At 50.4% G+C, this 25,999-nt stretch carries 17 protein-coding genes; 4 read left to right on the forward strand and 13 right to left on the reverse strand.

What is annotated here, in order from left to right; all coding sequences use genetic code 11:
* Positions 1-68: 68 nt before the first annotated feature.
* Entirely contained in the window at positions 69-914 is an 846-nt protein-coding gene (locus ACTJJJ_RS00405; RefSeq protein WP_440701077.1) for a universal stress protein, read from the reverse strand.
* Between the two features lie 163 nt (positions 915-1,077).
* Between ACTJJJ_RS00405 and ACTJJJ_RS00410 the strand changes: the two genes are divergently transcribed.
* Positions 1,078-1,653, forward strand: coding sequence for a DUF4136 domain-containing protein (locus tag ACTJJJ_RS00410; RefSeq protein WP_440701078.1), 576 nt, complete (start codon positions 1,078-1,080; stop codon positions 1,651-1,653).
* Between the two features lie 39 nt (positions 1,654-1,692).
* Here ACTJJJ_RS00410 and ACTJJJ_RS00415 read toward each other — a convergent pair whose 3' ends face one another.
* From ACTJJJ_RS00415 to ACTJJJ_RS00460, 10 genes are all read right to left on the reverse strand, one after another.
* On the reverse strand, positions 1,693-2,361 hold the full coding sequence (locus ACTJJJ_RS00415; protein ID WP_440701079.1) for a BON domain-containing protein: 669 nt from the start codon (positions 2,359-2,361) through the stop codon (positions 1,693-1,695).
* A gap of 177 nt (positions 2,362-2,538) precedes the next feature.
* Positions 2,539-3,675, reverse strand: a complete 1,137-nt coding sequence (locus ACTJJJ_RS00420) for an efflux RND transporter periplasmic adaptor subunit (protein WP_440701080.1) — start codon at positions 3,673-3,675, stop codon at positions 2,539-2,541.
* Positions 3,676-3,677: 2 nt separating this feature from the next.
* Positions 3,678-8,021 (reverse strand): CusA/CzcA family heavy metal efflux RND transporter, encoded by a 4,344-nt coding sequence (locus ACTJJJ_RS00425; RefSeq protein ID WP_440701081.1) that lies wholly within the window; start codon positions 8,019-8,021, stop codon positions 3,678-3,680.
* Between the two features lie 8 nt (positions 8,022-8,029).
* Complete coding sequence (locus tag ACTJJJ_RS00430) at positions 8,030-8,593, reverse strand: YceI family protein (protein WP_229221993.1); 564 nt, start codon at positions 8,591-8,593, stop codon at positions 8,030-8,032.
* Positions 8,583-9,503, reverse strand: a complete 921-nt coding sequence (locus ACTJJJ_RS00435; protein WP_188931832.1) for a DUF5777 family beta-barrel protein — start codon at positions 9,501-9,503, stop codon at positions 8,583-8,585. Before ACTJJJ_RS00435 ends, ACTJJJ_RS00430 begins: the two co-directional genes overlap by 11 nt.
* Positions 9,504-9,506: 3 nt before the next feature.
* Positions 9,507-9,947 carry a Rieske 2Fe-2S domain-containing protein gene (locus ACTJJJ_RS00440; protein ID WP_426295275.1) on the reverse strand — a complete coding sequence of 147 codons (441 nt, stop codon included), beginning with the start codon at positions 9,945-9,947 and terminating at the stop codon, positions 9,507-9,509.
* 83 nt (positions 9,948-10,030) lie between these two features.
* Entirely contained in the window at positions 10,031-11,422 is a 1,392-nt protein-coding gene (locus ACTJJJ_RS00445) for a sensor histidine kinase (RefSeq protein WP_440701082.1), read from the reverse strand.
* 11 nt (positions 11,423-11,433) lie between these two features.
* Entirely contained in the window at positions 11,434-12,102 is a 669-nt protein-coding gene (locus ACTJJJ_RS00450; protein WP_426295273.1) for a response regulator transcription factor, read from the reverse strand.
* A gap of 131 nt (positions 12,103-12,233) precedes the next feature.
* Complete coding sequence (locus ACTJJJ_RS00455) at positions 12,234-13,283, reverse strand: serine hydrolase domain-containing protein (RefSeq protein WP_440701083.1); 1,050 nt, start codon at positions 13,281-13,283, stop codon at positions 12,234-12,236.
* Between the two features lie 6 nt (positions 13,284-13,289).
* Positions 13,290-13,667 carry a hypothetical protein gene (locus ACTJJJ_RS00460; protein WP_426295271.1) on the reverse strand — a complete coding sequence of 126 codons (378 nt, stop codon included), beginning with the start codon at positions 13,665-13,667 and terminating at the stop codon, positions 13,290-13,292.
* Positions 13,668-13,911: 244 nt separating this feature from the next.
* Between ACTJJJ_RS00460 and ACTJJJ_RS00465 the strand changes: the two genes are divergently transcribed.
* Together ACTJJJ_RS00465 and ACTJJJ_RS00470 are read left to right on the forward strand one after the other, a co-directional pair.
* Positions 13,912-14,937, forward strand: coding sequence for a sensor histidine kinase (locus ACTJJJ_RS00465; RefSeq protein WP_426295270.1), 1,026 nt, complete (start codon positions 13,912-13,914; stop codon positions 14,935-14,937).
* Complete coding sequence (locus ACTJJJ_RS00470; RefSeq protein ID WP_426295269.1) at positions 14,934-15,653, forward strand: LytR/AlgR family response regulator transcription factor; 720 nt, start codon at positions 14,934-14,936, stop codon at positions 15,651-15,653. The genes ACTJJJ_RS00465 and ACTJJJ_RS00470 overlap by 4 nt, the downstream gene beginning before the upstream one ends.
* 451 nt (positions 15,654-16,104) lie before the next feature.
* Here ACTJJJ_RS00470 and ACTJJJ_RS00475 read toward each other — a convergent pair whose 3' ends face one another.
* Positions 16,105-19,338, reverse strand: coding sequence for a T9SS type A sorting domain-containing protein (locus tag ACTJJJ_RS00475; protein ID WP_440701084.1), 3,234 nt, complete (start codon positions 19,336-19,338; stop codon positions 16,105-16,107).
* A gap of 1,529 nt (positions 19,339-20,867) precedes the next feature.
* Here ACTJJJ_RS00475 and ACTJJJ_RS00480 point away from each other — a divergent pair.
* On the forward strand, positions 20,868-21,620 hold the full coding sequence (locus ACTJJJ_RS00480) for a helix-turn-helix domain-containing protein (RefSeq protein ID WP_440701085.1): 753 nt from the start codon (positions 20,868-20,870) through the stop codon (positions 21,618-21,620).
* A gap of 111 nt (positions 21,621-21,731) precedes the next feature.
* Here ACTJJJ_RS00480 and ACTJJJ_RS00485 read toward each other — a convergent pair whose 3' ends face one another.
* Positions 21,732-25,733 carry a hybrid sensor histidine kinase/response regulator transcription factor gene (locus tag ACTJJJ_RS00485; protein ID WP_440701086.1) on the reverse strand — a complete coding sequence of 1,334 codons (4,002 nt, stop codon included), beginning with the start codon at positions 25,731-25,733 and terminating at the stop codon, positions 21,732-21,734.
* Between the last annotated feature and the right edge of the window lie 266 nt (positions 25,734-25,999).

The following is a 25,999-nucleotide window of genomic DNA, read 5'->3' on the forward strand; positions in this document are numbered from 1 at the left end:
AGTGCCGCCCGGATCACCGGCGGCACTTTTCATTTTAGTTTAGGTTAGTTATGCATTCGATTTTGCATTCACGCATGCTCGGAAAGTTTGTAGGTCCAGACAGCCTCGTTGGTGTGGTTGATGACATTTTCGGCCACACTTCCCAGCATCAGGTGGGTCAAACCTGTGTAGCCGTGCGTGGCCATGGCGATCATCGAGCCTGACATGCGGGCGGCGAATTTTAGCACGCCTTTTTCCTCGGTGGAAGCATGGGTAACATGAACGCTATATTCGGAAAGGTCATAATATGCGGCCAGATCGCCGAGCATGCCAGTCAGTGTTTTATCAGTGTCTTTGGTATTGGGTGTCTTCACGTAAAGCAGATGAAGGTGTGCGCCAAAAAATGATTGCAATGCCCGGATCTGCCATATAAAGCGATGCTGCTGCAGATCGAAGGTCGTGGGGAAAACTATATTGCGTATCTGACTGATTTTTTGGCCCTTATGGATGGAAATAACGGGTACGGGGGCGGTCCTGACGACTTTTTCTGTATTTGAACCCATCATCACCTCAGCGATCCCGTTGCTCCCGTTTGTCCCCATCACCACCAGATCAGCTTCTGTTTCATGTATGGTCTTAATCACTATCTGATGCAGCAGCCCCTGTTCGACACGAAAGCCAGGTTCTATGCGCGTTTTCAGCTCACCTCTTACCCGCGCAAAATGCTCAGTTGCCTCGCGACTTAATTCGGAGAGTATCGAGGCAGAGCCGATCGGATACCCGTTCGGGTCCAGACTTTCCAGGTAAAGCGGTGTCATATTTACCACATGCAGCGCTGTTACCTCACCATTCGCTGTTTCTGCCAGCTCGATAGCGAACCGGAGGGCGGACATGGAAAGCGCAGAGAAGTCAAAAGGGACAAGGATCTTTTTCATATACAGCTCGCTTAGGTTGAAATGGTCATTTAAGCCAGTTGCAAGTTATTGACTGATAATGCCTCGAAAGATGATCAATAGCGCCCGGTGAACTGACTTTGCTCATGTCTGCCAGGTTTTGTCTGCTTTAATTTTATGTCCATACCAACTTTTCCACGAACTTATGCGGACAGCGCTTGCTATATTGGGGGTGATGCTCATCGGGTGCAGCCCCGAGATTAGAGTCTACCATGAGGTTGACAAGAGCTATCCCGTTAATCAATACAAGACTTTCCAATGGGCAAAGGCGGATAGCCTCGTCTGGGAAACGAATCCGTTGTATTTCAATGAATTAAATGATGGGAGAATCAAGCAGGCTGTCAATGATCTGCTGATCGCGAAGGGATATCTGCCTGGTCGTGACACCGCCGCCCTGACACTACGCTATGATATCCGCGTGGAAGAACTATCCATACTGTTGCCGGATCCATATGGGTACATGTACGGTGATTATTGGATGATGCCGCGCGATAACTTGTTCCGATACCGGGAGGCGACATTGGTTATCGATGTCTGGCATTCACACAGCAGAAAGCTGATATGGCGGGGCTGGGCGGTTGCGGCCATCGAAGTGGTTTTCGATGACGGGAAAAAGCCCGAAGTCGTTATCCGGTCGGTCGCAGCAAAAATTCTCGATGCATTCCCCTCGCATGTCGACCCAGTCGACTCAGTGGCGACAAAAGATCGCTTAGAAAACTAAAAAAGGCCGGTACACCGGCCTTTTTTAGTTTTATTTTGTTCAGAATGCGAATTCTTCTTCCTCTACAATCAGATTGTTGACTACCTGATTGACGCCCCTGGCCGACCAGGCTGCCTCCTCGGCATCATCTCTTTCGGCCCACGATCTGACCCGGCCTTCCAGGGTTACACGATTGCCGGTGATAAAGACTTTGATCTTTGAAGAGTCAATTGAAGCATGACGCTGAAAGGCCGCGCCGATTTTTTCAGTGACGTCCGAGTAGACCGGGTGAGGCCTGACGGTGATTTCATTCACAACAAGCCGGATACCTTCAATGTTTTCGATCGCCGTTTTTGCCATATTTCTCTCATAGCCCCAATCGACCTGGCCGGACAGGGTTACAAACCCGTGCTCAACGGTGACCTTCAATTTTTCGTCGGCCACTGCCGTGTGCCAGCGCAGGGCGTGCAGGACCTGGTCCGCGATTTGCTGGTCGCTCTTCTGCTTGTTGGTCGGAAGGTGCACTTCCAGATTTTCAATGACTGCTTTGACGGCGCTGACCTTGCGTACACCTTTTTCAGCGGCGAGCTTTTTAGGGTAAGAATCAATAGTCCCCGACAAAGTCACAATCCCATCTTTAACGGACACTCCGATCTCCGCGGCAGCCAACGCCGGCTCCCACCGAAGTTGTTCAATGACATCTTTTTGGATCTCAAAATCGGTTTTCATGATTTTTTTGATATTAAGTTGATCACGTTTTTTCTGTTTTCCTGTGAAAACTATTACCTCGAAATTAGCCGGTCCTGATGTGGGCAATAATGATCAGCGTCAATATGGAATGTGATTGTTAGTTGTTCCCCGCTCCACCGAGCGCGGCGCTGGTGTAATGCCGGAAATAGATGGATCTTATTGGTCGGATTTGTTTTTCAGAAACATCAGCAGCGAATAGGCGCCTTTCGTAACGCAAAGCGTCCCTTGCAGACCGGTAGGACTCAGGATTTCGGTCATGCCGTTTTCGCTATTGCCCGTCTGGACTGCTGTCATGACAAACCCTTCTGTTCCGGAAGTAAATATGAATTCCTTTCCTTCAAAGCTGACGATGGCCTCGTCAGGGAGAACAGTCGCATTGCGTGACTCGAGTGCAAGCTCCGCGTTCATGAATGTGCCGGGCATCAGGCCTGGCTCATATTTCTGAAAGTGACAATGGATCTCGGCTGTCCGCTCGGCCGATAGGTCTTTGCCAACCAGTATCACCTCGCACGGAATTTTCCGCTCGGGTCTGGAATTGGTAAATGCAAGTACGCTCTGGCCCTTGCGGATCTTGTCAAGGTCTTTTTCAAAGACTTTCAGAGCCAGATGGATCTCCGAGGGGTTGATCAGATCAAAAAGCACTTCGGTGGGCGCCAGGTATTTACCGATGTTGACCTTGACGCGGGATACATAGCCCGAGATGGGCGAATAGATGTTGACGCTGCGCGATATTCTTTCGGCGCTTAGCTGGCGCGGATTGATTCCCACCAACCGTAGCTTTTCGGCCAAAGCACCCATTGCCACCTGTTGGGCCCGGAAGTCGGCTTCCGCTTGCTGATAGGTTTTGTCGCTCACAGATTTAGAGGTGTTCAGGCTCTTTTGACGCTCGTATTCGGTCTCAAGGTATTCGATGCGCGCACTGACAGACAGATAATCCTGTTGCAACTGAATGTACTGCTGATCTTCCAGTACCGCCAGCACTTGACCTTTTTGTATAAACATTCCAGGCAATAGGTTGGTTGACTTCAGATACCCACCCATTGGCGCGCTGATTGATACCGTATTTTGCGGCGGCACATCGATCTTACCATTAAGTCGTAATACGGACGAAACCGATCTGGCCTGGGGAAATGCGGTTGCAATACCCGCGTTGCGGATTTGGTCTGGCGTTAGTTTGGCGATGTTTTCTTTTGCCGATGTTTTCGCGGCGGGCTGCTGATCAGTCGTTTTCGCAGCACATGAGCTAAGCAAGACGCCAAGGGCAACATAAAGCAAAGATTTGATATCCATCATCACTATTGGCTGAGGAAATAGTCTAGTTCTATCGCATTTTGGTTCAGAATGGCGATCACATCAAGGTATTCGCTTCTGACCGAGGTGGCCTGCGCAATCAGCTGACTCCATTCCAGGTAGTTGATATTACCTTCCCGAAGCTGGCGGGTTGCCGTCAGGGTAATGAGCTCGGCGTTGGGCACGGCGGAATTCTGATAGTAGCTGGCGCGCTCGAGTGCCTGACGGTAGCCAGTTAATGCCGCCAAGTACCGGGCTTCAAACTGTCGGTACTGGCTCTGATACAGTTCTTGTGCAGCCTGCCCAGCTATCTTTGCTGCGTGGATGCGTGCCTTTTGCGCACCTGCGAAAACAGGAATGCTTATACCGATCTGCGCAGCCTGAAAGCGTGGCCAACCATTGTACAGCTTATTGTCAGCACCAGTGCCGCGCATGCTCATATTGTTGTAAGCCAGGCTTAATTCGGGTAGAAGCCGGGCTTTCTCCACAGCAATAGCCGCACGGGCAACGTTCTGTTGCCGGTCGGCCAACTGCATATGGGGATGCGATGATAATTTAGAAGTATCTACATATATGGCCGAAGAAAAGATAAGTGCCCCATCTTGCGGAGCATATGATTCTGGCCCGTTGAGCAGTAGGTTGAATGTCATAAGCGCCAGTTTATGATCGGCACCCAGCTGTCCCAGCTGTTGCCTGAGCTGCCTCAGTTGCATTTGAGCACTTGTCTTTTCGAGTATATTGGCCTCTCCCTGTGCCGACCGTTCGGCAGCGCGCGTAGCAACCGCATTGAAGAGGCTGTCGAGCGAGCTGAGAAGGTGCGCCTTTTGCCTCAGATAAAGCAGCGTGTAAAATTGATCAGCGACATTGCGCCGTAGATCGACCGCACTAACTGAGGCTTGGAGCAGCCCCGCGTCAAATTCCTGTTCCAGTAGCGATCGCTGACGCCGGTACACGACAGGAAGACACACCGACTGGGATAGCGTAAGCCGCGTATCGGTATAAGCGCTGTTGATCTGCCCGGCCTCCATACTTATGCTGGTTTGTGGTAGGTTGACGGCAGTTTTCAAAAGTGCTTTGCGGTATTCAGCCTGTAACTTTTGGCTTTTCAATTGATTATTGTCTCTAAGAGCCAGGTTAATGGCCGTTTGAAGGTCGATCTGTTTTTGTGCTTGCGACTGGCCGGGAGCAAGTGCACAAGCCAAGACCAGCAGGATGCCTGCGCGTGCTTTAAAAAGGAACTTGTTTTCAAATACAAAATAAAGAACCGGTAAGACGAACAATGTTAACGCCGTCGCGACCAGAAGGCCGCCGATCACAACCGTGGCCAGTGGCCGTTGTACTTCTGCTCCGGCACCATTGCTCACCGCCATTGGCAGAAAGCCCAGGGAAGCGACAAATGCAGTCATCAGAACCGGGCGGAGCCGATGGCTGGCGCCTTCGAGTATGGCCTTCTCAACAGAGCTCCCACCCGCTTTACGAATCCGGTTGAATTCGGCTACGAGTACAATGCCATTCAGTACCGCCACGCCAAATAACGCGATAAAGCCGATCCCGGCACTGATACTGAACGGCATTCCGCGCAAGGCAAGCAGGAAAATGCCTCCGATCGCCGATAGTGGTATGGCTGAGTAAATCAGCAGCCCGTCGCGCACCGAATTGAATGCAAAATAAAGCAGCAAAAAGATCAGCAAGAGCGATACCGGAACGGCGATCATCAACCTTGCTTTGGCGGCATTCAGATTCTCGAAAGCCCCGCCGTAGGTGATGTAGTAGCCGGCAGGTAAGCGCAAGCTTTTGCCCGCTTTGATTTGTAGCTCATTTACAATGCTCTGCACATCGCGGCCGGCCACATTGAAGCCCACCACAATGCGCCGTTTGGCGTCCTCCCGCTGGATTTGATTGGGACCTGTGACTCTGCGGATGTCGGCCAGTTGGGAAAGCGGGAGCTGAACTCCACTTGGGGTCGGCACCAGCAGATCGCGGATCTGGGCCTCATTCCTTTTTTGAGACGGGTTGAGCCTTACGACGAGGTCAAAGCGTTTTTCTCCCTCGAAAACCATCCCGGCGCTTTGACCGGCCAGTGCCGTGTTCACGATGCGGTTGACCGACCCGACGGTCAGGCCGAACTGGGCAATGGTATTTCGGTTGTACCGGATTACAATCTGCGGCAGACCCGATACGGCTTCGATGTACAGGTTACGCGCACCGTCCACCTGATTGACGAGCCTGCCCAGGCGGGACGCGTATAAGGCCAGCGTATCCAGGTCTTCCCCGAATATTTTACAAACTACATCCTGGCGCGCGCCGGTCATCAGCTCATTGAAACGCATTTGCACCGGGTACTGAAACCCGGCCGTGATGCCGGGGACTTCCTGCAATGCGCGGCCCATCTTTTCTGAAAGCTCGGTGAATGTGCTTGCTGAGCTCCACTGGCTTTTGTCTTTCAGGATTACCATCATATCACTCGCTTCCATCGGCATCGGGTCGGTAGGGACTTCGCCGCTACCAATCTTGGTAACCACTTTTTCGACTTCGGGGAAGCGGGTTTTGAGGATATGTGCCGCCCTGGTGGTGTTGGCAATTGTGGTCGCCAGGCTGCTGCCTGTGAGCACACGCGTATCGACGGCAAAATCTCCTTCTTCCAACGCGGGTATGAATTCACCTCCCAGTGTGGTGAGCGTAAAAACCGCCGCTGCGAAAAGCAGCAATGCAGAAATCATCACTAGCCTGGGCATACGCAGCAGCTTTTCGAGCATGATCAGGTAGCCGGCCGAGACTTTTTTTATTGCCCTATCCGACCAGGTCAGTTTGCGGCGTACTTTTTTGCTTAAAAACAACGCGCTCATCATGGGAATGTAAGTGATCGAAAGCAGAAAGGCCCCCAGCAGCGCAAAAGCTACTGTTTGTGCCATCGGTTTAAACATTTTCCCTTCTATACCTTGCAGGGTGAATATGGGTAGGTAGACAACTAAAATGATCATCTGCCCGAAAACAGCGCTATTCATCATGCGATCGGCCGATTCGTTGACCTGCTCGTCCATTTGGGTTTGCGTAAGCCGGTCGGTGCCTGAAAAATGGGTGCTCTGAGCGATCTGATGCATTACCGCTTCGACAATGATCACAGCGCCGTCGACAATGAGGCCAAAATCCAGGGCCCCAAGGCTCATCAGATTGCCGCTGACGCCGAAGGTGTTCATCATGATTACCGCGAAAAGCATGGCTAGTGGAATCACCGACGCCACCAGCAGGCCTGCCCTGACATTGCCCAAAAAGATCACGAGTACGAAAACAACGATCAGGGCACCTTCCAGCAGGTTTTTTTCAACCGTGCCGATCGCATTGTTGACCATTTTGCTACGGTCCAGAAAGGGCTCAATCACCACGCCCTCGGGCAGTGTTTTCTGGATCTGCGCCACGCGCTGCTTCACCGCGCGGATCACCTCGCTGCTGTTGGCGCCTTTTAACATCATTACCACGGCTCCCGAGACTTCGCCCTGATCGTTGTAGCACATTGCTCCGTAACGGGTTGCAAAGCCTGTCTTGATTTCGGCAACGTCGCGTATGAAAACCGGCTGCCCGTCGGGCAGGTTCCTGACAACAATGCTGCCGATATCTTCCAGGTTTTCCACCAACCCCTCGCTGCGGATGTAGAGCACCGACGGGCCCTTTTCGATATAAGCTCCCCCGGTATTGGCGTTGTTTTCCTGTAATGCGGTAAATACATCATTGATATTCAGTCCCATAGAAAGCAGTTTGGCAGGCTCTACCTCTATCGAATATTGTTTGAGCTTGCCACCAAAACTGCTCACCTCAGCTACCCCCTGGACTCCAAGCAGCTGCCTTCGGACGATCCAATCCTGAATCGTTCGAAGTTCGGTTTCATCGTAGCGGTGCCGGTAACCTTCCTTGGCACGCACTACGTACTGATAAATTTCGCCGAGGCCGGTGCTGATGGGCCCGAGCTCCGGCGTGCCGATGCCCTGAGGAATTTGCGATTGTACTTTCGCGAGCCGTTCGGAGACCTGTTGGCGTGCCCAGTACACATCCACATCATCCTCAAAAACAATTGTGACCAGGGAAAGGCCAAAGCGCGAGAAACTACGTATCTCTTTGAGTCCCGAAATGTTGTTGTTGGCCTGCTCAATGGGAAACGTAACGAGTCTTTCGATATCGGTCGCGCCGAAAGAGGGTGCGATGGTGATCACCTGCACCTGATTGTTGGTAATGTCAGGTACCGCATCAATCGGCAGCCGGGTGAGCTCATAGCTTCCGTAACCGATGAGGGCCAGCACGAGCAGCCCCACTTTGAGCTTGTTGGCGACCGAGAATGCGATGATCCTGTTAAGCATTGGGCAGTTTACGATGTCTTTTTCAATGTCAGCTCAAACCTGTTTTTGACCGAAATAGATTCTGCGATCTTGGTGATCACCAGGGTAGGTACCTGTATATGATGGTCTGCTAGTTTTACATCAAAGGTGCAGCTGAGCGTGAGCCGTCCGCCGCTGACAGTAAGCTGACCGTTGAGCGTCCGGTTTTGCTTGACGCCATGTATGTCCAGAACGCCGCTCGCGCTGACTGGGTAGGTGCCGTCCCTGGAAAAATCAACCTGTTCGTTGATTTTTCCAGTAAAACCGGCGGCCGGGTACTTATCGGTCTCCATATAGTTTTCATTGTAATGCTCCTGCATTAGCTTGTTGGGGAAGTTAAATGCCCGGTGCTGCATCCGGACTGCGATTTCTCCGTTGACACTATTAAGCAGGACCGACACTTGTTGGTTTACTGCCGATATGTTTTCGAGCGGTGTTTCCGAGAAAAAACTGGTTTGTCCGGCTTTGGTCATATACACCTGCGCGCTCGCGCAGATCGCCAGCAGTTGGCTGACCATTAGCAGCAATGCCCATTTGAAAAGCTTAGTATCCATCGTTTTTGCCGCGTTTTTTACTTTTATCAAAACTGAAAGTCCTGGCCACATTGAAACCATAGAAGATATCCCCATTGCTCCATTTGCCAGTAGTTTGGCCCAGGAACTGCTTTTCGATCATGCCGCGGGAGTTGGTCAGATGAAGCTGGAAAACGTGTCCGCCGGTCTCGATGTCAAAGCCAAGTGAGAGTGTATTGGTGTATTGCGGGTCCCGCTGCGTAGTGCCGCCAATGGTCTTGGGTGTATACCAATATTCTACATTGAACGAGGTCCGCTTGGTGAGCTTGTAGCGGCCTCCCATTCCCAGCGCGTACACATTGTTGGCATCCAGAGGCTTCTCTGCCAGATTGCGGTGCATTACCGTTGGGGTAAGCTGCAAGGATAGCTTTTCATTGAATTTCCGGGCAATCAGCGCCTGGAATGTATAGGTCTGCCGTTGGGTGATGGTGTAAAACGGAAGATCCGGCGTGGATGTGCTTGCATTATGTGCGTCGCTTGCGAAAAGCGTCACCGATACGGGCATGTTGCGCAGGCCGCTCGATTGGCGAAGCAGGCGATATTTTACAAAAACGTCGATCGTTTTTTGATAGCTGCTGCGGCCTAGGCCCACCATCAGACGGTCGGTGAGGCCGTATTCCAGCGCGAGCCGGATCTGGGATTCGTCCAGACCGAAAAAATTGCCCGCACCGGAATTGATCGCCCCGAACCGGTGCGAAATAATAAAGTCCATGTTGTTCTTGCCAACTGTTTCTACCGAATGCCCGTTGATAATGCGGGTGCCTTTGAAACTTGCCGCTGCATAATGCACTGTAGAATCGTCTGCTTGTTCGAGCTCTTTCATCAGATCCGTCTGAGCGAATACGACAGAAGCCAACAGGCTGAACAGTAGGGTGAATGTCGTTTTGCGCATCGCTTAGGCGGTTATGGTCAGGATTTGGTCGGCAAGGGTTGTCGTGTAGACGGCTATGCCCTTCCTGCCTTCGCTATTGAGGCCCTTGCCGGCGTTATCGTACTTGGCCCCATGGGCTGTGCAATAGAAATGGTCGGTCTGGTAGATCACCTCGTTGCGGCCCTCATGGCTGCATGTGCGGGTAGCTGCTATGTAGGTGCCTGTATTGCTTCGCACGATGACGACGCCGTCCTTTACGACGTAACCACCACTGGATTTCAGGGCTGCGTAGGCCGGATCGTTCAAATCCAGGGTCATATTGGTAGGCGCGGGATTGACGCGGTCGTTGGTGCAGGATTGCATATGGCTGCCAAAATAGAATGCGGCAAGGGCAGTTCCGCCAAAACCAAGCTTACGCAGAAATGCATGGCGGCTTAGATTCTCAGCGTGTCCGGTGGAGTTCATAAATGATCAGTTGGGTTATCTGTGATTACTTTCTGTTTAATCAAAGATATCCCTGCCTTTCTTAAGGGATTCTCAAGAAATTCTTAAGATTGGCTTAAAATTGGGAAAGAGAGCGTCACTTGGGTGCCTTTGCCAAGTTCGCTTTGAATCGTGAAACCTACGCCCAGCATTTCGCACATACGGCTGACAATAGAGAGCCCCAGGCCGCTGCCTCTCACTTCAGGGTGGGATAGGGGGGCGGACCGATAGAAGGCATCGCGGATCCGACTGATGTCGTTGGAGTCGATTCCGATCCCCTTATCTGCCACGGCGTAATAGGTGATCTGCTCAGAAGTAGCGATGCTGATAGCAATGCGGGCCGGTCCGGATGAATACTTCACAGCATTGGAAATAATGTTGTCCAGCATGATATCGGCCATGTACGGATCACTATATACGGTATCAATTCCAACTGTATCCAGATCGACAGATAGATTCTTTTCTACGATTTGCTGCTGGTGCCGCACCAGAATGTTGGCGGTGAGCTCGGAAAGGTCAACGATTCCCATGGTCATGGCCTTTTGCTGGCTTTCAAACCGCGCCAGTAGTAGCAGTTGATCGACCAGGTGATTAATGCGGTCCATTTCCCCGATGCAGAACGAGATTTTTTCCACGTATTCATCGGCTGACCGCGGCTTCCGGATCAGCACTTCCAGGGTGCCTTTAATCACAGCCAACGGAGTCCTGAGCTCATGTGAGGCGTCGGAAGTAAATCGTTTTTCCCGCTCGATGGCATGCTCGACGCGTGTCATCAGCTCGTTCAGGGTCGTGACCAGCAAATACAATTCGTCCTGGACAAATGGCACCGGAATGCGGCTACCCATGTTGCTATTCGACATCTTGCTGGCCGTTTCGATCACCGTCAGTACCGGTTGAATGCTCCTGCCGGCCAGGTAGCGCGTGAAAATAAAGAGGATGGCTAGCACCGCCGAAAACGCGATCAAAAGCACCACTTTTAAATTAAGAAGAACTCTCTCCGACTCATCGATGGGCATAGCGACAACGATGTAGCCCACCGGCCGGCCATTTTCCCTGATCACCTGCTGGACCTGTTCGATGGCCAGTCCATGCAGGGTAGTTTTGAAAACAGCATGGTCTGCCGGCGAGAAATGGAGTTTTAGCGAGTCATTTTTCAGATTGGGAGATTTGTCGATTACCTTCCCCGAAAGATTGGTAAGTGCGACAAACACCGGGTTGATTTCCAGTTCGCTATGCTCGCGTTCGAGCCATTCGGCCTTGTCGGCAAAGTAGGGCTGTCCGCGCTGGACGCCTACCTCATAGAAATGCTTTTCCAACTCATAGCCCAGGTCTTTTTCCAGACGGTTGAAAACTGTGGCGCTGACGATGTAATAGATTAGTAGAAAAATAAGGGCGATCAGTAGCCCCGTGCCGAGGGTAAAGTTAAGCGCGATCCGGTTTCGGTAGGAGGATCTCATGCCAGTGTTGTTCATATTTCCTTTGCAATGTAACCCACGCCCCGGATTGTCTGGATGTAGTCTTCCTCTTTGGTGAGCCCCAGCTTTTTGCGCAGCGAATTGATATAAACGTCGATCACACCGGTATTATATTCGAAGTGAATATCCCAAACGCTTTCGATGATGCGTGTACGGCGGCATACCTTTCCTTTGTTGCGAAGCAGAAATTCCAGCAGGCCAAACTCTTTCTGCGTCAGCTTAATTTCCTGCGAATCCCTGAAAACCTGGTGCGATTGGGTATCTACTACAATAGGGCCCAGCCTAAATTCGATCTGTTCACCTGAATGCGGCCGCAATTGCACCTTGATCCGCTCTAAAAGTTCTTCAAAGCTGAATGGCTTTTTGATATAATCATTGGCGCCGGCCTGCAAGCCGAAGACCGTGTCCTGCACCGTATCGCGGGCTGTCAGAAAGATGATGGGTGTTTTGATACCAGCTCTTCTGATTTCCCGGCACACTTCGACTCCGCTTTTACCCGGCAGCATCCAATCGAGCAGCATCACATCGTATCCTTCGGCAAGTGCCATTTCAAGGCCGTCCAGGCCGTTGGTAGCCGTATCAACCGAATAAGACTCCTCTTCAAGCCCCTGTCGGAGGAAGTTTAAGATGCCGGATTCGTCTTCGATGATCAGGATTCGCATACGATTGGTGATAGTACTACAATCAGGGCATACGAAATAAGTAAGAAGCTGTGAAATAATTATGTTGAAGACTCTTAAGATATGCTTAAATCTCAAAAGTGCCCTTGGCAGTCTCCCACGTCTTACGCGCTTTAATCCAGAATTTTCCTGATCATCTGCCGGATTTCAAGGCTGGCCATGCTGCTCTGCCTCGGGGTGGTCTGCGTAAAAATAATGCCTGCAATTTTGTGTTTGGAATCCTGCCATGGGTGTGTACCAAATAAGCCAGGGCTGCTGCTTTCCACTACTTTTCCGTCGCTATCGAAAACGTCCAGCCAGTTGCCGACACCGTAACGGACCGGCCTTTCGGGCGTCGATGAGAACGGATTGTGTGCGTAGGGCGTGCCCGTAATCTTTGCATTTACAGTCTGGTCGGTCAGCATCGCATCGATCGCTTCTTCGCTTAGTACCCGGTGCCCGTTATAAGTGCCCCGGTTGACCAGCATTTCTAGGAACCGAAGATAATCGGCGGCGGTCGTGCGTACGCCGCCTGCGATGATCGGGTTGCGAACGGAGCGGTAGTCGGCTGTCATCCCGCAGGGCCCGGCAATGCGGTCATCGAACAGGTCCTGCCATTTTTTACCCGATACGATTTCGGCGATTCTGCCGCCGATCTGCATACCCGCGCTGCCGTAATCGAATTCTGCACCGGGGTGGGCGATCAATGGCGTATAAACCGCGATGGAATCGACTGCCTGGGCAAGGGTCATCAGCCTTTTGTACTCGTATTTCTGTGGGGAGTCGCCTCCGAATCCGGCCGTATGGGCAAATAATTGCCTGATGGTAATACTGCCTTTCCGGTGTGCGGTGAAAATCGGCAGGTACTTGCCGATCGTGTCCGAAAGCGATAGCTTACCCTGGCCGACCAGGCTCATCATGACTGCGGCCGAAAGCCATTTCGTCGCCGAGGCAATTGGCTTTGCGGTATGCTCATCCAGCCCGATGCTTTTTCTGTAAATCAGTTGGCCGTTTTGGGACACCAGCACGATTACCTGATTATTATAATCATCCGCATGCCCTTCAATGAATTTGTCGACCTCGGAAAAATCGTAATCGTCAGACGCTTTCGGCTCAACCTGGCCGGTGCGACAGGAGCAAAATACGAGTGTGCACGCGGTCAGTACTTTCAGGAGTTTGATCATCTCTGCTTATGATTTACGTTTTCTAAATTGCTCTTTCATTTCCTGCTGTTGCTTTTTGAACTGCCTGAATTGCTGCGGGCTGAGCACACCTTGCAGCTCCTTTTCCTTTGCCGCATTAATCTGCCTGAACGCTTTGAGTTTGGTGAGCCTGCTGCCGCTACCAGCGATAACCGGGTCCGTTTGCCGGGCATAACTTAAATTGATGGAGGATACTTTTGCTACCTGCGCAGAATCGAGTTGGAGCGTTTCTTTCATTCGCTGCGTTTGCCATTGTGCCCGCTCATCAGCAGGCATATTGGCCAGCTGGGCTTGCTGTGCATGTGCGGAGCCGGCCAGCAGGAGTATCCATACAATGGCACAGATAGTTGTGGTCAGGTTCTTCATTGGACGTATCGTTTTGTTTCTCGGCCAAAACAAATACAGGAATGTGGGATCAAAAATTTAACTCAATGATCGCGGGTAAATCCGGCGTGGAATCCGGGTGTTTTCCCTTGAACGGATTATTTTCGGCAGAAATGTATCTGAACCGGAAAATCAGCAGGCTCACAGGATAAACTGCGCCATTCGACGGAGATTGTTTTGGTTCTCGACGATATGGCTTACCATTGCAGCTCCAATCCGTCTCACAATGAAAACGACTGCGTTCAAGAAGATCCCAGCGATGACCATATTTGCCTGGCTGGGCTACTGGCTGATCTGGGTGCTGATGTTTTCCAATGCCCGTCGGGACACTGATGCCGTTTGGGCGGCGACTGTCAATGTAGGTTTGCAGGCAGGGACCGTATATACCAATATGCTGCTGCTGATCCCGACCTTTCTGGAAAAAAAGCGATATATCGTTTACGGTGTCCTATGCTTTGCGTTGCTGGTGCTGTTCGCCAAAATTCAGACATCGCTCGTGCCCGCGGACATGAAGATAATCCTGAAACGCAATATTCAATATCCCAGGGCATTTCAGTTTATGCGGGCCTACCTGTTGTTTATGGTTGTGCTGATCATCAGTACCGCGCGGAAATTTGCGGCGGACCGCTTCGAAACCCTGCAAATGCAAACCGAACTTTCCAGACAGCAACTGGAAAGTGAATTGCAATTTTTGAAAAACCAGATCAATCCGCATTTTTTGTTCAATACACTCAACAACATTTATACCCTGGCTTACCTGAAAGACGACAGCGCCGCGCCGATGATCATGAAGCTTTCGGATTTGCTCAGGTACATGCTATACCAATGTCACCCGCAATGGGTGTCATTGCAGGATGAGGTCGCTTTTTTGCGCAACGTCGTGGAAATGCAAAAATTGAAATCCGAAGTTTACCAGCGCCAGGTCACATTCGAAGCGGCGGGTGTAAGCGGTGACCATCAGATCGCGCCGTTATTGCTATTGACCTTTTTAGAGAACAGCTTCAAACATTCGGACCTGGATATGAACCCGCAAGGTCGCATAGGCATTAAGCTGCATGTGGATGGCCGGAATACAATGTCCTTTCGATGTATTAACACCAAAAGGGCTGTATTGACGGCGGAGAGTGAGCCCGGCGGGATCGGTCTGGCCAATGTTCAAAAGCGACTGGAACTCGCATATCCCGGGCGACATGCATTGGATATCGCCGATCATGCCGATACCTTTGAAATCCGACTGACTGTAAACCTATGAAAATGACCTGCATGATTGTCGATGACGAGTCCCTGGCGCGTAAACTGCTCACGGATTATGTTTCCAAAATCCCTTCGCTCGATCTGGTAGCCACGTGTGCCAACGCGATCGAAGCTGCGGCCGTGCTGCAAAGCCGCCACCTCGACCTGCTCTTCCTGGACATTCAAATGCCTGACATCAATGGGATCAGCTTTATGCAGACGCTTGGGAAAGACCAGTTGGTGATTTTTACGACTGCCTACACTGAATATGCCGTCAAAAGCTATGAGCTTAATGCAGTCGACTATCTGGTTAAACCCATTGCTTTCGAAAGGTTCTTTCAGGCGGTTGGCAAGGCAACGGACCAATTGAGCAGGCGTAATCTCATACAGCAACCGGCCACCGCCGATGATGAGCAGGACCAAATATTCATCAAAGCGGACTCTAAAATATACAACGTTACACTTGGCGATATCGACTATGTAGAGGCTTACGGCGAGTATGTACTGATCCACCGCGGGGCCGACCGCCTGATGCCGCTTTTGCAGCTTGGCAAGTTGGAAGAACTATTGCCCGCTACGCGTTTCATACGGGTGCACCGATCCTACATCGTTCAATTTTCCAAAATTGAAGCTATTCAGGGCAATTCGATTTGGATCGGCAAAAAAGAAATTCCAGTTAGCCGGACCTACCGCGACATGCTGATGGAGCGGGTTCAGTTGCGGCATGTGAATTAGCCGACTTGACCCCAGGGCCTGCACGGACAGCCTAATAACAGCATTATGTTTCGGTAAAAATACCTTAGGAGGAGCATTGTAAATTTGGCACGGCGGAGTGCTTTGCAGCTAAGGCTATTGTAAGCGTTGAATCCTGTTTATTTTGACTACGGAGTGTAAGTGATTGTGCTCGGAATTCACTACGAGATACTCGACCAGCTAACGAAATTCGGCTAAAATATGTCTGAGGGAGTTTGATTTAGGGTGTACGTGCTCCAAAACGATCGATAATATAATACAACAACATTCAGAAAAACCCTGCAAATAACTGATTTGCAGGGTTTTATTTTTGTGCGTATACAATCAAAACGTGCAATTTTTTTCAATATTCCGGTGAGCAAATCGAGAGCAAACCGCCTTTTTTAGGCAAGTTTTCGAAGTGCTCACCAGAATGTGGCAATGGGCGCTGAGGCTACTTGCTCACCACAATCTTTCTCATAGTTTGCTCACCATCTTTGGTAACGATTTTAACCAGGTACATTCCGTTGGGAAATTGGCCGAGATCGATACCATTTTCTGGCACAGAGTTGTATTTTAAAACGGTTACGCCGCCGGTATTAACCAGCGAAACCAGGCGAATCGCACTCGCATCAAGACCTTTGATATACAGTAGGTGCGAAGTAGGATTCGGATATATGCTTATCACCAGACCGGCCGTTGTGACGCTCACCGTGCGTGAGTAGGCAAAGCTACCGTCCAGGTCAACAGTTTTTAGTCGGTAGTAATTGGTCCCGGAAAGCGGTGCTTCATCGATCAATGAGTAGCTTATTAATCCGTGGCTCTCTCCGGCAGCAGCAGTCTGTTTGATTTTGTTCCAGTTCTTGGCGTCGCTACTACGCTCCACGTCAAAGTGGGATGCATTGATTTCTTCGCTCGTTTTCCACGACAAACGTACGAGGCCTGCTTCCTTAACCGCCTCAAAGCTGACCAGCGTTACTGGCAATGCGCCTTCCCAGGTGAGGGTGTAGGTGGCAGGGCTAGGGTCGATAAGCCCGTCTGCGTCGACATAGGCATATTCAAATGAGGTTTTCGAATAACCTGAGCCCGTCATTTTTAGACTGAACAGTGCGGGATTGGGAAACAATCTTGCGGTAACAATTTCATTGGTGCTTACCAAAGAGCCGTCATAATACAATTCTCCATTGTCAGGAAGCGAGGTAATGATGACACCTTTCGGGTTGGCATTGGTACCTGTGTTACCCGAATAAAATCCATCTTCCGAGTCGTTACCTGACATGAGGGGAGGATTTGCGCCGGTTCCATTCAAAGAGATCATCTGATCGACTGTCGGCCGGGCGATAGGAGCGTTCACGCTATTGGAATTTGGCAGATTTAGGTAAGTGACAGTAATGGCAGCCTGATCGGAGAGGCCGGTCGCAATTTCCGTCAGTGTATAAACAATCGGTGTTGGATTTCCATTAAAACCTATCTCGGGTGCAAAAGTAACTTCACCTGTTGCGGGAGCGTAGGTCCACATGCCCTGGCCTGGTACGCTAAGTGTATTTTGAACGCCGTCCAACGAAGGATCCAGGTCCACGGCAACGGCTGCGGCTGTTGGCACACTTCCGCCATGAAGCTTGTCATTACTAATTATGTTCAGGGTAACATCGGTTGCTGGTGCATTGCGCAGGCTTTGATCGTCGTCGGCGATAGGTGGGGTTACTACCTCCGCGTTATCTTTATTGTTGGCCTGGTTGTCGTCGTTTTCGTTGCTCTGTACTATGGCCGTGTTCAGGTAAGGTCCTGTTGTATTGACTTTGGCCGTCACAGTCATCGTAACGACTTCGTTTTCGGCTAATGTACCGATCGTCCACGTATCGGTTGCCGGGTTCCAGGAACCTTTGGAAACGCTCACATTCTCAACGGTGTAACCATCCGGAATTTCGTCTGTTACTATCACGCCGGTAGCGGTCATCGGGTTTCCCGCATTCTCAGGCAGCGGAATGTTGGTCGCCTCGATCGTAAAGGTTATAGTTTGCCCGACACTGGGCGTAGCCGCAGACACTGTTTTGGTTACTGCCAGGTCTACGTCGGAAGTATAGTTGAAAAGCAGCTCACGAACAATTTCGTCGTTGTAAGCGCCTGTCCAGGTATTGATCGTGTTATTTTGACTAAAACCATTGTCGCCGTTGGCCCACCATTTGTGATCAGGTCCTAAAACGCCTGTCACATTAACCGGAACGCTCCTGGGGCTCAATGTGCTGGTGCCGGAGATATTGGCTCTTGCGATGTCACTGTCATCCCAGTAAAGCTTGTCGTTAACAGGCTCGGTACCTGATCTGAGCGGTCTGACGTGCTTGATAGAGATGCCCAGGCTTTGCTCCATATCATAGATCGGAAAGTGTACCGGGTAAAACATGAGCGAGGACACGAAGTGGATTGCCGTTCCTGAGGGTACATCTGTGCCGGTGCGGTCCTTTCCGTTCCAGTATATTTGGTAGATACCTGCGGCGTCATACTCGTTTGAAATGATCACGTCGCTTCCGTCGTAATACCCGTTGCCATTCAGATCAATCAAAATATCTACAATGGACGGGTTGTCGATTTCGACCTTGAAAGACGCTTGGCCGGCGGCGGGACTAGAACCCGGTCTTCTGGAAAAGACGGCTTCAAATGTTGCTATTGGTAACGGAGGCGAAGGCCAGACACTCGCGTCTGGATTGCTTACGAACAATGGGAAATGCGCATTCGACGAAGAGCCATTCATTGAACGACGGTTTTGTTCGAATGTCAGATTGCTTTTGGGACCATCCAGGTTTGCAAAAAATATGGCATAACCAGAGCTGCTGCCCCCAAAGTTGGCGTATTTCACATAAAAATCCTGGGCAGGTGTAAGGGTATTGTCGATCGGAATGTAAAAGCCAAAGTTTGCAGGCGAAGAAGTGGAGCTGGAAGAGCCTGCGGTAGTTGGCAGGTCATTTACCACACTCCAATATTTGCAATACAAACGGCCGTTTTGCCGCGTGTAGCTGCCGGGCGATCCCGAGGCTACGGTAACATCCCAATAATTAAATTCCAGGTTATTCGATTCGATTTCAACCCAGTAGGCTCTATCCGATCCAGTGGTGTTTTTAAATGAATAAGCAGTATATCCATTTCCCGTTACCTGGCTGGGCCCACTGCTAGCGGCTGTGGCGCTAGAAGGCCTGCCGGTAGCCCCTCCGGAGCCTTGGGTAATGCCTTGCGCATGAGCCAGTACTCTGTTCGGAGCGGTGGTGGCAGTCGGGTAAAAGCCTGTGGAAGAATTGTCATGGTACCAGTTGAAGTTGACCGTAGCGGTACCGGAAGAAGTCCTGAAACCATAAAAGACGGTTTCGTTTGCTTTAACCCATACATACATACGGTGTGCAGGATTATAGGGATTACTTGCCGACCCTGTGTTGGATGCCAGCATCATAAAGCCCCGGGTGACATATCCCGTATTGCCACCGCCCGAACTGCTTGTTGACGGGATAAACAGATTAACTTGCCTGTTGTCGGTCACGCCCCATGCGGAGGAACCTTCGGCGGAAGCACGGTCTATCCCGCAAAGCAGCGCCATCGCGAGCACTGCGAGGCCCATAAGCATTTGAGTGAACTTTTTTGTGGGAGATAAAGGATTGATCAGGGGGGCGCCGGGCTCGGCCGACCTGGAAATTTCTTTCATTGAAAAGCTACTGGTAAATTCTGATTGCATGCTGATATAGAGGTTTTACTATGGGAAAACAAGACAGTGCCATCTGCGAGCAGGCTCGCAGCGGTCCATCTTTAAATATTTAAAGAGATTTGTTGGGACTTTGAGCGTGGTTTGTAACACTCTTTTTTGTGATGTCGCCGCCCGATTACTTTGGCAAGTATATACGTTTTTGGTGCGAAGACTGTCCTTTAAGGGATCAAAAACCAACTTTTCGGGGTGAAGATCTTAGTTCTTGGGGAGACAATTTTGGCTGATCAAATGTATTCAGGCACTCGAAAAATTTTAACTACAAGCTTAGTCAAATCAGGCTATCGTTTTTCTCTATACGTATGACAATGAACGAGCGGACAGTTCTAATTTTGAAATCGTATTAGTTCACTTCATCGAGTTGTTTGGGACACCGTTATACTTATGATTGCTGCTTGGAGTGTATTGCATTGCCAGACCGCTACATCCGAGGCTGCTGCTAAATATCGGCCCTTTTCCTATGCGGGTGTTGCGCACATTGGTTTTGCGAGGCCCAGTCAACTTGATTTAATTGGCCACCTTTATTTCTGTCGGCGTCAATGCGTTTTTTTCGCTGAAAGACCCGTGGAGTTGTCATCAGCAGGTCGATCGCAATTTGCATATTGACATATATCCGGTTTGAGACCAACGATTTGACACAATCTTTGAGATCGTGGTCGCCGAAATCATCGGGTAAATATGCATCGATTTTTTCCCGGAAGAAATGGATGATGTCGCCAATTTGATGCTGATAGTCAAAAAGAATGATCTTGCAGTTCAGATACACCGACCTTATCTTTTTAATAGCGCTTATAATTACTTTATCGGACATATTTCTCACCCTGAAAAAAAAATAGGTGCAGCATTCGACCGTGCTGTCTATTGACAGATCGGTTAGCAAATTGTATTCAGAAAACCTGCATCTGGGTATCATCGATTGCATAACCGATTTGATTCCCGCTCGGAACATGGGGCGGCTATCTACAATGATTACCCGATAATCTTCTTCGGTGAGGTGGATTCTCATTTTCGTATAATATTCTTTATATGAATGATGCGGAGGCGATCAAATCAATGATGGATGTCCGACGATTTTATCAGGCTCAAATTGCCACTTTATTTTCAGACACTGGGGGGAGATAATCGTCATTTTGGTGCGGTTATTTTTTTGCCGGATAAAAAATTAAGTGTAGGGAAAAATGCTTTCCGGTAAATCTCGTGACAGGCCCCGACAGTGCTATCCTGCCGGTATCCGAACCCCGGCGGAATGGTAGAAAATCTTGCCTATCTGGTAGGATTTTTGTGTTTATGGCCTGTTTTGGGCAGTAATGCGTTGAATGCGAATAAGCTGTCAGGTATGTTTGTGGGCATCCGACGGGAAGTCAAGATCGTCGGCCCAGATCTTTACTCAACTCCGCAATAGGTAATTCCGGCATTTATTTTAGCAAGCACCTTTTTATTAAAATAACAAATTATTTGCACTTGATCGTGTTATGAATTCGGAAGAAGGGAGGCTGATATTAATTATTGAAAATAGTATTAATCCGTACAATCTGGGGCGGAATATATCAAGGAATAGCTTCCGTGTAATAGAAAGCAATGGCGGTGAAGAAGGGCTTTCCCTGGCACGTCAATTAAAACCCGATTTGGTTATCTGCGATATTTCCACTTCGTCGGTTGGCGGAATGTCGATCTGTACGGAATTGAAATCCGATGCCGCGACAAGCCACGCATCCGTCATTTTATTGGGGCCCGTTTCGCAGCAAATAGACGGACTTAGAGCTGGTGCGGATGATTATATCTCTTTGCCATTCGATAGCCAGGTGCTGGGATTGAAAATAGAAAACCTGATTCGGTCACGCGATGCAATGCGTGGTAAAGTCGTACAGGAAATGTCGGCCCAATCCGAATCGAATGGATTAAACGACCAGTTTCTTGAAAAACTGGAACAGCTCATCCTCGAAAATATAGCGGATCCGGATTTTGGTGTCCATGAAATGGCATTTCAAATAGGCATTAGCGTTTCGGTCCTTTATCGTAAGCTCCGGTTACGTACAGGTGCCACTGTAAACGAATTTGTTAAAACAATTCGAATGAAGGGAGCCATGAAACTATTGGAGACAGGAATTTATAATGTGGCGGAGGTAGCCGCCGCAATCGGATATGAGGATAGCAAATATTTCAGCAAAGAATTCCGGAAATTTTTCGGAGAAACTCCCACGGAAGTGAAACGACGTGCTAAATGAAGTAAACGTAATGACTACACTGGTATACACACTAAATCTTAGCCGGATTCCGGCCGACGTTGAGTAAGTAAATCAGCCTCCCGGATTTGCGGGAGGCCTGATTTTGTATAATTAGCTGATTGTGTTCTTTTTAAACTCGTTCGGGGTTTTCCCGAACACCTTTCTGAACTCTTTGCTGAAATACTTGCTGTCGTCGAATCCGATCATCGTGGCTACCTCTGCTACATTATAAACCCCCGATATTAGTAGTTTTTTGGCTTCATTAAGCCGGATCGCTTTTACAAACTCGTTTACGGTCATACCTGTGAGCGCCCTCAGCTTGCGGTATAGCACCGATACGCTCACCCCCGCCTGCGCCGCAAGTTCGTTTACGCCGAAGTCGGGGTCGGCCAGGTTTTCGGCTACCATGGTTCTGATCCTGGCAATAAATGCCTCGTTCACATCCTGGGCAATAGTGTTCCCGTCCTCGTCTGTCAACACTGATTGCCGGTAACGCGCCCGCAACTGATCTCGTACGCGGATGAGGTTGCGGATTTTCAATTCAAGAATCCGCGGATCGAAGGGTTTAGCCAGATAGTCGTCCGCACCCGATTCGAGCCCTTCGATGACTTGTTCGTTCTGGGTTCGGGCGGTGAGCAGTACCACTGGAATGTGTGCGGTGGCGATGTTGGTTTTCAGTCTGTTGCAGACTTCCAGTCCATTCATTTCGGGCATCATGACATCCGACAGGATAATGTCAGGCAAATGCTCGTTGGCCAGTTCCAGGCCGTGCAAGCCATTCTCCGCTTCAATGATATTGAACTCGCCTTCAAACAGGTCCCGGATGAATACCCGCAGCTGGTCGTTGTCTTCGATGATGAGGATGGTGTTGGACTGTTTGGCATCAGCTAGTTGGTTACTGGCCGGCATCGCCGCCGTTTCAGCCAGCATATCGCCCATATAGCCATTTCCGTTCAGCGCCAGCTCGTCGGGCCCGAAATGCCGCTTTTCCCGCAGCAGCCTGATCGCCAAAGTAGTGCCTCCGGGTGACGCTTCGCCGTGTGCTTGACCATTGTGCAGACGGCTTTCGGCGGTAAGGTAGCCGCGGTGCTGCTCTACAATAGCCTTGGACAAGGCCAGTCCGATGCCGTAACCGGGCTTCTCCGAATCCGCCTGGTAGTAATAGGTAAAAAGCTTCTGCAAATGCTCCCGGGACATGCCCTTGCCGTTGTCTTCCACGGTGATTTTTACTTCGTTGGAGGTTTCTGCAATGCGCACGGTTACCTTGCCGCCTTCGGGCGTGAACTTATAGGCATTGCTCAGCAGGTTGTAGAATACCTTTTGCATCTGGTCGATATCGAACCATAAGGGTACCGGCGTTTCCGGAGCGATGAGCATGGTTTCTATGCTTTTGTCCTTCGCCATGTGCTCAAATGCGGCAATCACACTTTTGATAATCCTGACCACGTCGTGTTCGCGCACCTGCAGGCGCGAACCGCCGCTTTGGATCTTACGGAAATCGAGCAGCTCGTTCACCAGCAGCATCAGTCTGTCGGAACTGGTTCGGGCATAGCCGAGGTAATTTTCGTTGTTCTTGCCCTCTACCGCCTGGTGGTAGGCTTTTTCCAATGGCCCGCTGATCAACGAAAGGTGCGTCCGGATTTCGTGGGATACGTTGGTGAAGAAATCGAGTTTTACCTGGTTCAGTGCATTTTCTCTTCTGAAAGAGCTCCTTATCCAGAAGAAGCGCGTAATAATATACACGATACCGGCGGTCAGCAACAGGTAGAAAGCGTAGGCGTACCACGTTCGCCACCAGGGCGGCAGGATGTTGATCCTGACTTGCAGCGGCTCTTCTGTCCACACGCCGTCGCCATTAGCAGCTTTTACCTGGAAAATATAGCTTCCGGCAGGCAGGTTCGTGTAGGTGGCCGATGGGGTTTGCACGTAATTCCAATCCCGGTCAATGCCGTCTATTTTGTAGGCATACCGGTTGACATCCGATCTCACATAATCGAGCAGCGCAAAGTCGAGGGTAAAAATGCTCTGATCATGCCGGAACGTGATCTCCTTTACCTTGCCGACCGGCAGGGGGAGAATGCCGGTACTGTCGCTTACTCGTACTGTTTTGTTATACAATTTCAATGCGCTCAAGACAATCGGAGCGGTGCGGTTAGGAATGGAGATGGTGGCCGGGTCGAAGCTAAACATGCCCTTGTCGGTCACGAAATAGAGATGGCCATTCCTGTCGACCGTCCCCGCGCCCTGCATTAAGGTCCCTTTCAAAGGCAAACCATCGTGTGCGCTGTACGATTGCAGGGTCCTTTCCTTTGGATGGTACCGGTACAATTTCGATGATGCATTGATCCAGATATAGCCTTTGCTGTCGGGTACTACATCCAGCGCGGCTTCCCTCGGGATGTCCGTGTTCAGCTCAAATTGATTTTTTTCGGGATTATATTTTAAAAGCTGCGTGTGGCAAGCGGCCCATATGGTTCCCGCCCGGTCTTCATTGATCCGCCAGGAAATGACGAACTCTTCCTGCGAACGAATTTTTTCAATCGCGGGCCTGGGCGACCTGGCTGCTTCCGCTTTTATGCGGTACAACCCGGCTTTTCCGCCGATCCAGATATTCCGCCGGGAGTCTTCGAAAATAGTTGTGGTGTAGGTGACCACAGGTTCTTTTGTGAAAGTACCGGTCGTTTTGTCAAACAAAAGCAAGCCGTACCGCCCACCGACCCAGAAATGCCCGAAGCTGTCTTCGGTGATTGCGTAGGTGCGTCCATTAGCAGGTTCGATCTGCCCTGGTTTAGCGAATGGGTAATGCCTGTAAATTCCCCTTCGGAAGTCGTAACTGGTGAGGAGCGTGTTGCCGCCGGCCCAAAGCACCTCGTTTTGATCGATATAAAACGTATAATAGTCGCCCTCAGCAGCCAGTTTTAGTGGAAATGTCATCGAATTTTTGCCGTCGGCATCGAAAAGCAGGAGCTTGTCCGCTTTGTCCGAAATACTCCACATGCGATTCGTTTTACTTTTTCCGATCCACGCATTCACAAACGAGCCGGCACGCGGATCGTTAGGTTCGAACGGCCACCGTCTGAAACGCGGCGAATTGAAATGGAAATAGTGAATCCCGGAATAGTAAGATCCCAGCCAGAGTCCGCCCTGGTTATCAAGGTATGCCGAAAGCAGCGCGTTTTCGGGCAAGCTTTGCGGATTGCCGGGCTGGTTGGTATACCAATCCGCCTCTCCGGTTAATGGATCGAAGTGCGCCAGCCCTGAATCCGTGGCGAGCAGCAGCTTACCCCGTCTGTCGGAGATGATTTCCCTTACGACCGGCAAGCCGCCCGTGGTGTTTTTCAAACCAGTGATGGTACTGAAAGCTTCGGCCGCCGGGTCGAACCGGATCAGTCCTCCGAGACTGTTTCCCAGCCAAATAGCCCCGTTATCGTTCGTAAAGACCGTCAGAAACTCGTTCAGCTGCGTTTGGGATATGGTCTTCGGCATTTGGTACAGCTTCGGTTTCCCGCCATTTGCCGGCATTCTGATCAGCCCGTCGGCGGTGCCCAGCCAGAGCGTTCCGTCTATACCTTCCGCCATGCATTTGATATTCAGGGCCCGGCCTTTGAATTCGTTTTGCAAATGGCGGGAAACATTGAACGACCCGTTGCCCGTGACGATCCGGGTGAGCCCATGCTGCGTCCCTGCCCAGATCTGTTTTTTGCTGTCTTCGATCAGGCAGTTGACCCACTCGTTGGACAATGAGTTAACCCGGGTGGAGTCATATTTAAAATGGGTAATATCAGCCGTATTCGGGTCATAGAGCGTCAGCTCCGAAGCCGTACCCACCCAAATGCGCCCCCGGGAGTCGGAAATGATGTCACGGATGTCCGAAAAGAGCGGCTTTCTGGCCGGATCCATCCGGTAGGGCGTCAGCGTCCGGGTGTCGTAACGGATCAGCCCGTTCAGCGTACCGAACCACATAAACCCGTCTTTATCCTGCGTAATGGCAAGGACTCCGTTTATGGGCGATTCTTCCGCCTCCGAAAAATTCTTAAATGACTGTCCTGCCGCGGGGGCGAAGCAGGAAAAAACGGCAATGAGTGTAAGCAGTAAATTTTTGTAGCTATTCATCAACGGGTATGCACTAGGGAAACAGACGATGATTTTGTGAAATCACGCAAACTTACGACCTCTCGACGTATACAGCCAAACTGAATGTGGCCTGGCAGGGCTCCGACAGGTGCTCGTAAGATTTGCCCAAACTTTCCCGCTAAGATCCGTGAAGTAGTGCGGGAAATGTCATTATGGGGCCTTTCTGACAAGAAAAACCTACTATTTAGCCAAGATTCTCCCCTACCTCAATCGAATTAAGTTTGGACATTTGTCGTAGAAATATT

Source organism: Dyadobacter sp. 22481 (genome assembly GCF_052044875.1).
GTDB classification, from domain to species: Bacteria; Bacteroidota; Bacteroidia; order Cytophagales; family Spirosomataceae; genus Dyadobacter; species Dyadobacter endophyticus.

What these genes read in the sequence shown, in the direction of transcription:
- ACTJJJ_RS00465 (WP_426295270.1), top strand. Translation starts at nt 13,912, where the DNA reads ATGAAAACGACTGCGTTCAAGAAGATCCCAGCGATGACCATATTTGCC.
- ACTJJJ_RS00445 (WP_440701082.1), bottom strand. Translation starts at nt 11,422, where the DNA reads ATGAGATCCTCCTACCGAAACCGGATCGCGCTTAACTTTACCCTCGGC.
- ACTJJJ_RS00440 (WP_426295275.1), bottom strand. Translation starts at nt 9,947, where the DNA reads ATGAACTCCACCGGACACGCTGAGAATCTAAGCCGCCATGCATTTCTG.
- ACTJJJ_RS00410 (WP_440701078.1), top strand. Translation starts at nt 1,078, where the DNA reads ATGCGGACAGCGCTTGCTATATTGGGGGTGATGCTCATCGGGTGCAGC.
- ACTJJJ_RS00455 (WP_440701083.1), bottom strand. Translation starts at nt 13,283, where the DNA reads ATGATCAAACTCCTGAAAGTACTGACCGCGTGCACACTCGTATTTTGC.
- ACTJJJ_RS00480 (WP_440701085.1), top strand. Translation starts at nt 20,868, where the DNA reads ATGAATTCGGAAGAAGGGAGGCTGATATTAATTATTGAAAATAGTATT.
- ACTJJJ_RS00430 (WP_229221993.1), bottom strand. Translation starts at nt 8,593, where the DNA reads ATGGATACTAAGCTTTTCAAATGGGCATTGCTGCTAATGGTCAGCCAA.
- ACTJJJ_RS00470 (WP_426295269.1), top strand. Translation starts at nt 14,934, where the DNA reads ATGAAAATGACCTGCATGATTGTCGATGACGAGTCCCTGGCGCGTAAA.
- ACTJJJ_RS00405 (WP_440701077.1), bottom strand. Translation starts at nt 914, where the DNA reads ATGAAAAAGATCCTTGTCCCTTTTGACTTCTCTGCGCTTTCCATGTCC.
- ACTJJJ_RS00415 (WP_440701079.1), bottom strand. Translation starts at nt 2,361, where the DNA reads ATGAAAACCGATTTTGAGATCCAAAAAGATGTCATTGAACAACTTCGG.
- ACTJJJ_RS00460 (WP_426295271.1), bottom strand. Translation starts at nt 13,667, where the DNA reads ATGAAGAACCTGACCACAACTATCTGTGCCATTGTATGGATACTCCTG.
- ACTJJJ_RS00450 (WP_426295273.1), bottom strand. Translation starts at nt 12,102, where the DNA reads ATGCGAATCCTGATCATCGAAGACGAATCCGGCATCTTAAACTTCCTC.
- ACTJJJ_RS00485 (WP_440701086.1), bottom strand. Translation starts at nt 25,733, where the DNA reads ATGAATAGCTACAAAAATTTACTGCTTACACTCATTGCCGTTTTTTCC.
- ACTJJJ_RS00435 (WP_188931832.1), bottom strand. Translation starts at nt 9,503, where the DNA reads ATGCGCAAAACGACATTCACCCTACTGTTCAGCCTGTTGGCTTCTGTC.
- ACTJJJ_RS00475 (WP_440701084.1), bottom strand. Translation starts at nt 19,338, where the DNA reads ATGAAAGAAATTTCCAGGTCGGCCGAGCCCGGCGCCCCCCTGATCAAT.
- ACTJJJ_RS00420 (WP_440701080.1), bottom strand. Translation starts at nt 3,675, where the DNA reads ATGATGGATATCAAATCTTTGCTTTATGTTGCCCTTGGCGTCTTGCTT.
- ACTJJJ_RS00425 (WP_440701081.1), bottom strand. Translation starts at nt 8,021, where the DNA reads ATGCTTAACAGGATCATCGCATTCTCGGTCGCCAACAAGCTCAAAGTG.